The following is a 9987-nucleotide window of genomic DNA, read 5'->3' on the forward strand; positions in this document are numbered from 1 at the left end:
GCCGAGCCAGCATGTCGCCAGATGCCTCAACAACATCGTTCAGATCGTTTGCAATAGACATAAAAAATCCGGAACCAGTGATTGGTTCCGGATTGTCCTACAGCAGAAGGATCGGTCAATGGATCCTTAACTGATCAGCATTGCCCTGTGACAGGAGCCTTCTTGTTCATGGAGGGTCATGGGCGACACGTCGTCAGCCGGGCAACACCACCCGGCTTTCGCCGCCGCCGAGGGCATCCACCCGTACCTGCACGCCGATCCGCTCCACCAGGGTCTGCACGTGGGAGATGACCCCGATCTGGCGGCCAGCCGCCTGCAGGGAATCGAGGCTTGAGAGCGCCAGATCCAGACTGTCGGGATCGAGGGTGCCGAAGCCCTCGTCGATAAAGAGCGATTCGACCTGGGTCTGGCGCGACGACAGGCTGGAGAGGGCCAGCGCCAGCGCCAGCGACACCAGGAAACTCTCGCCGCCGGAGAGGGAGTCCACCGAGCGCACCTCGTCCCCCATGTCGAGATCCACCACCTGCAGCGCCAGATCGGTGCCGGGCACCCGCTCCAGCCGATAGCGAGGCGAGAGCTCGGCGAGCTGGGCGTTGGCCTCCAGCAGCAGCCGCTCCAGCGTGAGGCTCTGGGCGAAGGTACGCAGCTTGGCGCCGCTGGCCGAACCGATGAGATCACAGAGCCGCTGCCAATGATCCGCCACCGCCTGCTGGGCAGCCAGCTCCTCCTGCAAGGTGCCCGCCTTGAGGGCCGCCGCCTCGGCCTGGGCCAGCGTGCTCTTGCACTGGAACAGCTGCTCGTCGAGAGTGCGGCAGTGCGCCTCCAGCGCCGTCAGCCGGCTGGCGAGCTCCTGTGGCGCCAACGCGGCCAGCTCGGGGTGATGCTCGCAGTAACGCTCTCGCTTGCTCTCCTCCAGCGCCAGCGCCCGCTGCCGCTCGGTCAAGCGGGTACGCGCCTCGGCGCGGGCATCCTCCAGCGCCTGCAAGGCGGCGCGGCGCCCCTTGAGCTCATCCGGGCTCATGGCCAGCAGGCGGCGCAGATCATATTCGGCGATGCCGAGGCTGCTGGCGTGGGCAGCCCAGCGCCCCAGCACCTCCCGTCGCCGCCGGCTGCTCACCTGCTTCTCCTGCTCCAGATGGCTGAGACGGGTCTTGAGCTCGGTCTGGCGCTCGCGCAGGGTGCGGGCCGCCCCCTGCATCGTCTCCAGCTCGCTGGCCAGTTGCTGCAGCCGCTGCTGCCAGCGGCTCTCGACCAGGGCAATCTCCTCCCCCCCCAGACAGGTGGCACGACTGGTAACCAGCCCCTGCCGTTGCTGTTCATGTTCCTTGTAGTCGCGCTCGAGCTTGTGCAGCAGCTCGCGCTGGGTCTGCAGACGCGCCTCCTGAGCACTCAGGGCCGGGGTAAGGCTGGCAATCTCGCCGGTCATCCGCTCCCACTCGCTCTGGCCGTGCAGCCAGGCCTCGCAGGCCCGCTGCCACTCGCGCCACTGCTGGCTGCCCAGCCACTGACGCCAGGGCTGGCCTCCCATCTGCTCGTCGAGCCGGTTGCCCCCCTGCTCAAGGCGCTGGCGCAGGGTCGCTTCCTGCTCGCCCATCCCCTTCACCTCCCCTTCCAGGGCGATGCGCTGGCGATCGGCCTCCTGCCACTGCTGCTCGAACTGCTGGTGCTGGCTGGCCAGCTGGCTCAGCTGCTGGCGCACGGCCTGTAACTGCTGCTGCCCCTGCTGGGCCTCGCGCAGTTGCTGCTGGCTGCGGGCCAGCCCCTGCTCCAGACTCTGGCCGCGGCCGAGCAGGGTACTCATCAACTCGTTCCACTCGATCGGGCTCTGACGCAGCGGCAGCGGATGGCCCAGCAGCTCGGCACCGCCCAGCTGCTGCCAACGCTGGGTCAGCTGCTCGGCGCGCGTCTCCAGCTCAGGTAGATGCTGCTGACGCACTGCCAGCTGGCGGGCCAGCTCCTGGCGTTCGCTCTCGCACTGAATGTATTGGTGATTGAGCCGCTCCCACTCGAGCTCCAGGCTGCGGACGCGCTCCGCCAGCTGGCCGAGAATACCGGCCACCTGCGGCTGGCTCTGGTGATAGGGGTGCTCCTCGGCGCCGCAGAGCGGGCAAGGTTCACCGTCGCGCAGGATGTGGCGATGCTGCTCGAAACTGGCGATGGCACGGGACTGCTCCAGCGCGCGGCGTGCCTCGTCCCGTTGCAGGGCGAGCCGCTCGCGGGCCGGCGTCAACTCATCGCCGAGGATGGCCAGCTTGCCGAGCGCCTGCTCCAGCTGGGCGATCTCCTGCTGCAGGCGACCATGCTGCTCACCGTGATTGCGGCCATAGTCCGCCAGCTCCAGCAGCTGGCGCAGCTGGCCCAGTTGTTCGGTCTGCTGCTGCCACTGCTCCTGCGCCTTGGCCAGACGCCCCTCCCACTGCTGCTCCTGCAATTCGTGCTGCTGTTGCTGCAACCGGGTCTGCTCGCGCTGCCAGTAGTCGCGCTCCTGCTGCCCCTGCTCCAGCTGGTGTTGCAGTTGCCTGAGGGTGCGCAGCTTGTGCTCGCGCAGGGTGAGCAGTTGCTGCAGCCTGTCGGCATCCTCGGCCCAATCCTGCATGGCAGTGAGCAGCGGCTGCCACTGGCGGGCCACCGGCGCCAGCTCCTTGTGCTCCTCAAGCCAGGCGCCCCACTGCAGGTGCTGGGCCTTGAGCTGCTCCACCTGCTGGCGCTGCTGGCGCCAGCCCTGTTCCAGGGTGAGCTGCACCTCCCGCTCCTGCGACCCCTCCTGCTGGATCTTCTGCAGTTGCTGCTGCTTTTCCCGAATGCGGGTGTCGAGCTCCTGCGCCCGTTTGAGTTCGGGTTGCAGGGCTCCCCACTCGCGCTCGGCGGCGATCTTCTCCGCCAGCAGTTGCTGTTCGGTGAGGGCACTCTGCTGGGTCTGCTCCTCCAGCTTGCCAAGTTCGGGGCCAAGCTCGGCCAGTGCCTTCTCCTGCTGCTGCACCTCCAGGGTGAGGCGAGCCAGCTCGTCGTGATCGGCGCGGGCCACCTGGGCCTGCTCGGCGCGGGCGAACTCCTCCCGCTCGGGAGCGGCCGCACCGTGGGCCGCCTCCGCCGCGGCAAGGGCCGCCTCTCCCTCCTGACAGGCCTGCAACTGCGCAGCGATGCGGCCGTTGAGATCCCGCAAGTCCTGCATCAGTTGCTGTTGCTGCTGCTCGTGTTTGAGGCTGGTGGCGAGGCTGACCTGCTGGCTCACCCACTGCTCGCGGGTCGCCTCGTCCATCAACGCCACGTCACCGAGCCGCTGGCTGATGGCGGCCAGTTTCTGCTGCTCCTCCCGCGCCCGCTCATGGGTCTGGACCGAAATGGCGGAGTAGAGCTCAGTGCCGGTCATCCGTTCGAGCAGGGCCGAACGCTCGTCGGCGCTCGACTTGAGGAAGGCGGCAAACTCCCCCTGGGGCAGGATGACGGCGCGGCGAAACTGCTCCCAGGAGAGCCCCACCAGCTCGTCGATGCGATCCTGCAGCTCCCGCTTGCTACCACTGAACACCTGGCCCGACGCCACGTCGGTCAGGCTGCGCTCCTGGGCCTGAAAGCGCCCCTCGGCGCGGTTGCGCGCCCGGCGCACCGCCCAGCGGGCCAGCCAGATGCGGCCGTCACAGCCGCGAAACTGCACCTCGGCAAAACCGCTGGCGTGGCCGCGGCTGAGGATACCGCGCACGTCGTTGGCCTTGAGTTTCTCCTCGTCATCCATGCGGCCCACTTCGGCGACGTTCTTGCGATTGGCGATAAAGCGCGGCATCTCGTCGTAGAGCGCCAGACAGATGGCATCGAGCAGGGTGCTCTTTCCGGCGCCGGTATTGCCGGTGATGGCAAACAGGCCGGCGGCCCCCAGGGCGCCGCCAGCAAAATCGATGGTAAAGGGGCCGGTCAGGCTGGCCAGATTCTCCCCTGACAGCGACAAGATTTTCATTGGCTGGCCTCCTTCACTTGCTCCAGGATCTCTTCAAACGACGCCACCAGCTCGGCCTCCGGCTCCCCGTCGAACTGACGCTGATAGCAGAGGCGAAACACCTCGGTGGGGGAGAGCTCATCGAGCCGGCGCTGGCCGGCACCATCCGCCAGCCCCTGGCCCGAGCCTTGATAACTGGTCGTGATGCGGGCAAGGCGCACCGGCTTGTCGCCGATGGCGGCCAGCACGCGCTCGCGGATGCGGGCCTCGGGTTTGGGCAGCAGCAGCCGTACCTCGAGGAAGGGCTGTGCTTCTTGTGGGCAAGGGTGCAGCGCCAGCGCCTCGATGGCCTTGAGCGCCTCGTCAAGGCCGCTCTGGGGCAGGCGGATCATCTCCACCGCGCGGGGCACCGGGATCCGCTCAAGGCGGGCCAGTTTGCCCCTCTCAAACGTCACCTCCAGCACCTGATGGTTGTAATTCGCCTCGGCCAGCGAGAGCGGCAGCGGCGAGCCGCTGTAGTGCACCCCCTCGGCCGGGCTCTGGGCCAGGTGCAGGTGACCCAGCGCCGTGTAGTCGGCAGCGGCAAACAGTTCGGCAGGCAGGGCATGCTGGTTGCCGCCGAGCACTCGCCGCTCGGAGAGCTCGGAGAGCTGGCCCGCCGCCAGATAGGCGTGCCCCATGGCGATGAGGGCCTGATCCGGATGGCAGCGCGCCCGCCCCTCGCTCAGCACCGCTTCATAGACCTGGCGCACCCCTTCGATGAGTCTGTCCTGCCCCTCCCTGAGCCCTTCCGGGCGCAGATCGCTGCTGCGCAGAAACGGCACGGCGGCGCACCAGGCGGCCACCTCGCCGTTTTTGCCTCGCAGCGGCACCAGCAGGCGCTCGGTCTCGAGGTGCCCCTCGTCGTCCCGACTGATGCTGCCCACCAGATGCAGGTCGAAGGCGCGCAGCAGCTCGTGGGGGGCATCCAGCTTGGAGGGGGAGTCGTGGTTGCCGCCGATGAGCACCATCTCCAGTGCCGGGTGCTCGGCGCGCAGCCGCGCCAGGAAGCGGTAGAGCTGCTGCCAGGCACTGGCGGGAGGGTTGGCGGTGTCGAACAGATCGCCCGCCACCAGCAGGGCGTCGATGTCGCGGGTCTTGATGGTGTCGGCCAGCCAGTCGAGGAAGGCGTCGTGTTCGAAGCGGCGGTCGTGGCCGTGAAGCTGATGACCGAGGTGCCAGTCGGCGGTGTGCAGGATCTTCATGGAAAACGGCTCGATAAGGAGAAGAGAGCGGGGGCGAAGGCGCCCCGGGATGGAGACAAGATGAGGATGGTGCCCCCCGTTTTCAACCGGGGCAGCCCCAGACGTCAGATTCAGACGGCTTGGTAATGCATCTGGTACTGAAGATGGCCGGTGAGGGGATCGGGCACCTCCCCCCCGATTTCAAAGCCGTGGCGGCGGTAGAAACGCACCGCTGGCTCGTTCTCCACGAAGACCCGGGTATGCAGCTCGGCACATCTGGATCTGGCTTCCTGCAACAGGGCGTGCCCCACCCCCCGCCCCTGCCGGTCGGGGCGCACGAAGAGTGCAGCCAGGTAATCATCCACCAGCGCCATGAAGCCGAGCAGATCCCTTCGCTCCTCGAACACCCAGATGCGGGCGTGATCGAGGTAGCGGGTACGCAGCTCCTCCTGAGCCTGCCACCAGCAGGAGGCATCGACGAAATCGTGGGCCTGCAGGGAGGCCAGGAGCCAGATTTCGACGATCTCTTCCATGTCTTCCGGCCGACTCTGTCTCAACATGGTCGCCTCCTTGTCAGCAATGTGAACACTCGCAGTCTAGGGGAGTTGGGCCCGCTCCCGGGGGATCAAGATGGGGCCCTGTGAGGTCGATCGCCCTTTATTTAGCGAGAATGATTGGCTGATCACAAAGCGCCTCTCTAGTACAATGCCCGCCGGACAATCTAGAGACCGAGGACGCCATGTGGTTTAAAAACCTGCAGATTTACCGCTTTACCCGCCCCTTCGACCTGACCGTTGAGCAGCTGGAAACCCAGCTGGAAGCCTGCGCCTTCACCCCATGCGGCAGCCAGGACATCTCCCGGTTCGGGTGGGTCAAGCCCCTTGGCAAATTCGGCTCCACCCTGACCCACGCCGCCTCTGGCCATATCCTGCTGTGCGCTCGCAAGGAAGAGAAGATGCTGCCCGGCACCGTGGTCAAGGAGATGCTGGCGGAGAAGGTAGAGGCCATTGAATTCGAGCAGGGTCGCGCCCTCAAGAAGAAAGAGAAGGAGGCGCTGAAAGAGGAGATCATGCACACCCTGCTGCCCCGCGCCTTCAGCCGCACCAGCCAGACCTTCGCCTGGATAAACCCTGCCGACAACCTGATGGTGGTGGATGCAGGCTCCGCCAAGAAGGCGGACGATCTGCTGGCACTCTTGCGCAAATCCATCGGCTCCCTGCCGGTAGTGCCGGTGGCCCTCAAGAACCCGCCCGAGATCACCATGACCGAGTGGCTCAACGAGGGCAACCTGCCCGCCGCCTTCACCCTGGAGGACGAAGCCGAGCTGCGCAGCGCCATGGAGCACGGCGGCATCATCCGCTGCAAGCAGCAGGATCTGATGAGCGAGGAGATCAAGAATCACCTGGCCAACGACAAGCTGGTGACCAAGCTGGCCCTCAACTGGGGCGAAACCCTGAGCTTCGTGCTGGGGGACGATCTCTCCATCAAGCGCCTGAAATTCAGCGAAGAGCTGCGCGAGCAGAACGACGACGTCACCAGTGAAGATCCCGCCGCCCGCCTGGACGCCGACTTCGCCCTGGTCACCGCCGAGCTCTCCCAGTTCATCCCGGCCCTGTTTGCCGCCCTGGGCGGTGAAGAGCAGTCCATCTAAGCAAATTGGCTCAGCCTGATTGCAAAAAACCGCCTTCACGGCGGTTTTTTCATCTCCATCGGCACCGTCGCCGCGAGCTGGTCCCCTCCGGGGTAGCGCCGCCGCGCAATCTCCTGACCCCATAGGTTGCAGCAGCATGGCGCAATGCCCCGGCAGCATGATACCTCGCTAGAGCGCCCCCCTTTCCTGCAACAGTCGATGAAGTCGCTGCGCCAGGGTGCGGTAACCCTCGGCATTGAAATGCACCGCATCGGACTTCAGGGCCGGGTCTCGCAGCAACTCACCGATGCTGTCGTTGTCCAGCACCAGCCCGTACTGCTCTGCCAGCTCCCCGTAGAGGGGGGCGCCATCGGCAAACAGGGATTTTCGGGGCACCCCGACAAGCAGGATCTGGGCCCCGCTCCCCTGCACCGCCTCTATCATGGCAGCGAGATTGGCCTTGAGGGCCGCCTCCCCGCTGCCACGCAGGATGTCGTTGCCCCCCTCCAGCAGGATGACCAGAGCGGGTCTGTGCCGGGCCAGCAACCCGGGCAGGCGGGCCCTGCCGGCCTGGCTCAGCTCTCCGGACACCCCGCCATTGACCACGGGATGGCCGCTCAGGTTCGCCAGCACGCTGGGGTAGCTTTGGGACGGGCTCACCCCGCGCCCCTCGGTCAGACTGTCCCCGAAGGCGAGCAGGGTCTCCCCCTGGGCCAGCGGTCTGAAGGTCGGCTCCCCGCAGGCCGCCAGCAACAGGCAGAGCAGCCCCGCCATGCAAGGTTTCGCCAGCGTCCCCAGGTGTGTCATGAGCGCCTCCTTGATAGTTTTGTAACCATATGAGTATTAAGACAAACTTTTAATCAAGCTCCAAGTGTGACACATTTCGGCAGGTGAACAAGAAACCGACAAGGAGCCTGTCATGTCCCTCAAACCCCTCGGCCTGCTGGTCGCCCTCGGCCTGCTTGGCGGCTGCGCCTCCCAGGATGGCTTTCACTATGTCCCTCCTCCCCAGACCCTGATCGCCCCGGAGGCGGCCAGCGGCTGGATTGACAAACCGGGCTGGCAGGGCCGTGACTTCATGGTGGCGGCGGCCAACCCGCTGGCGGTGGATGCGGGCTACCAGATCATCAAGGCGGGGGGCAGCGCCGTCGATGCAGCCATCGCCGTCCAGCTGGTGCTGACCCTGGTGGAGCCCCAATCCTCGGGTATCGGCGGCGGCTCCCTCATGCTGGTGTGGGACGGCAAGCAGGTGGCGGCGGTGGATGGCCGGGAGACGGCCCCCGCCGCTGCCACCGATCAGCTCTTCATGAAGGAGGGCAAACCCATGGCCTTCTATGAGGGGGTGGTGGGCGGGCGCTCCGTCGGCGCCCCCGGCACGGTGCGTGCCCTGGCCCTGGCGCACGAGCGCTATGGCAAGCTGCCCTGGGCCACGCTGTTCGAACCCGCCATCACCCTCGCGGAGCAAGGGTTCGTGATAAGCCCCCGCCTCGCCACCCTGCTGGCAAAAGATCCCTATCTGGCCGGGGATCCGGACGCCCGTGCCTACTTCTATCAGGCGGACGGTACTCCCAAGACGGCAGGTACCCGGCTCACCAACCCGGCCCTGGCCAGGGTGCTGCGTACCCTGGCAAGCGACGGCCCCGACGCCTTCTATCGCGGCCCGCTGGCCGAGGCCATGGTGGCCAAGGTGCACGCCCACCCGACCAACCCCGGGGTGCTGAGCGCCGCCGATCTCGCCAGCTACCGGGCCAAGCTGCGGGACGGGCTCTGCTTTGACTATCGCCAGAGCGAGATCTGCGGCTTCCCGACCCCCTCCTCCGGCACCATCGCCCTTGGCCAGATTTTCGGCATGCTGGAGAGCCGGGACATGGCCGCCCTCAAACCGGTACAGGGGGAGCAGGGTCAACTGGCCGCCTCCAGCGAGGCCATTCACCTCTACAGCGAGGCTGCACGCCTCGCCTTCGCCGATCGCAACCAGTATGTGGCCGACGGCGACGTCGTCGACGTGCCGGTGACAGGTCTGCTGGACAAGGGCTATCTGGCGCAGCGGGGGCACCTTATCGGCAACCGCTCCATGGGCGTCGCCCAGCCCGGCAACCCGCCCCGGGCACTGGCCAGGGGCCGGGACGCCACCCCGGAGCTGCCCTCCACCAGCCACATCTCCATCGTGGACAAGAGCGGCATGGCGGTGGCCATGACCAGCTCCATCGAGGATGGCTTCGGCTCGCGGCTGATGGTCAACGGCTACCTGCTGAACAACCAGCTCACCGACTTCTCCTTCACCTCGGTGGACGCCGCCGGCCTGCCGGTGGCAAACCGGGTGGAGCCCGGCAAGCGCCCCCGCTCCTCCATGTCGCCCCTGCTGGTGTTTGACAAGGCAAGCGGCGAGCTCGAGATGAGCCTGGGCTCCCCGGGAGGCTCGGCCATCATCAACTACGTGGGCAAGGCACTGCTCGGCACCCAGGATTGGGGGCTCGACCTGCAGCAGGCCATCAACCTGCCCAATTTCGGCAGTCGCAACGGCCCCACCGAGCTGGAGCAGGGGCGCACGCCCGATACCGTGGTCCAGGGGCTCAAAGCCAGAGGGCACGAGGTCCTGCTTAACGAGCAGACCTCCGGGCTGCAGGGCGTCCAGCGCCATGCCGGCGGCTGGCTGGGGGCCGCAGACCCCAGACGTGAGGGGGTCGCCAGGGGAGAGTGATGCCCCTTCAGTACCCTCGTTCACCATGGAGGAGGCCCGCCTCCTCCATGCCGTGTGCTCATAGGTGTTCTCCCTTGCCTCCCAATATCATCATCGATTGATTATTCCTGCCAATTTTTCTTTAACTGCACACTCTTTTCACCCAATCGCAATGCATTAAAGATGCTTTTCATCAAAATCAACGAAAAAACTGGAGCAGTGTTGCTCATGGTATATAAATGCATTACTTTTCAATAGAAACGGCATCTGTTGCCCTCAAGATTTCCCCTTGATACGGCCAACTTCTGTCTCTTTCGCCCCCTGCTCATTGACAGCTGCCCTCTTCGCCTTCGGGTGATCTGGTAGCCCCTGACTGCCATTAGGCTGTGTTCTTAAAGTGATGAGGATATAATCTCACATCTTCTCAACAGCTTAAGATCCATTCCGTGTCCCGCCGTTATCAGCTGACTGATGCACAATGGGGGCTTATCGAGCCCCAGTTTCCTTCTCGAAGCCTGATCGGGCG

6 protein-coding genes are annotated in these 9987 nt (G+C 65.8%); 2 read left to right on the plus strand and 4 right to left on the minus strand.

What is annotated here, in order from left to right; genetic code table 11:
- Positions 1-193 precede the first annotated feature (193 nt).
- The 3 genes from J9892_RS14775 to J9892_RS14785 all read right to left on the minus strand — a co-directional run bounded on the left by J9892_RS14775 (position 194) and on the right by J9892_RS14785 (position 5711).
- Positions 194-3949, minus strand: a complete 3756-nt coding sequence (locus J9892_RS14775; RefSeq protein ID WP_210538546.1) for an AAA family ATPase — start codon at positions 3947-3949, stop codon at positions 194-196.
- Entirely contained in the window at positions 3946-5172 is a 1227-nt protein-coding gene (locus tag J9892_RS14780) for an exonuclease SbcCD subunit D C-terminal domain-containing protein (RefSeq protein ID WP_052814876.1), read from the minus strand. Before J9892_RS14780 ends, J9892_RS14775 begins: the two co-directional genes overlap by 4 nt.
- A gap of 110 nt (positions 5173-5282) precedes the next feature.
- On the minus strand, positions 5283-5711 hold the full coding sequence (locus J9892_RS14785; protein WP_052814877.1) for a GNAT family N-acetyltransferase: 429 nt from the start codon (positions 5709-5711) through the stop codon (positions 5283-5285).
- A 179-nt stretch (positions 5712-5890) separates the two neighbouring features.
- Between J9892_RS14785 and rdgC the strand changes: the two genes are divergently transcribed.
- On the plus strand, positions 5891-6802 hold the full coding sequence (rdgC, locus tag J9892_RS14790; RefSeq protein ID WP_010673564.1) for a recombination-associated protein RdgC: 912 nt from the start codon (positions 5891-5893) through the stop codon (positions 6800-6802).
- A 168-nt stretch (positions 6803-6970) separates the two neighbouring features.
- Here rdgC and J9892_RS14795 read toward each other — a convergent pair whose 3' ends face one another.
- Positions 6971-7588, minus strand: coding sequence for a GDSL-type esterase/lipase family protein (locus tag J9892_RS14795; RefSeq protein ID WP_052814878.1), 618 nt, complete (start codon positions 7586-7588; stop codon positions 6971-6973).
- Positions 7589-7700: 112 nt separating this feature from the next.
- Between J9892_RS14795 and ggt the strand changes: the two genes are divergently transcribed.
- Complete coding sequence (gene ggt / locus J9892_RS14800; protein ID WP_052814879.1) at positions 7701-9482, plus strand: gamma-glutamyltransferase; 1782 nt, start codon at positions 7701-7703, stop codon at positions 9480-9482.
- Positions 9483-9987: the final 505 nt, after the last annotated feature.

Source organism: Aeromonas sp. Prich7-2 (genome assembly GCF_017939255.1).
In the GTDB taxonomy this organism is placed as follows: domain Bacteria; phylum Pseudomonadota; class Gammaproteobacteria; order Enterobacterales; family Aeromonadaceae; genus Aeromonas; species Aeromonas caviae.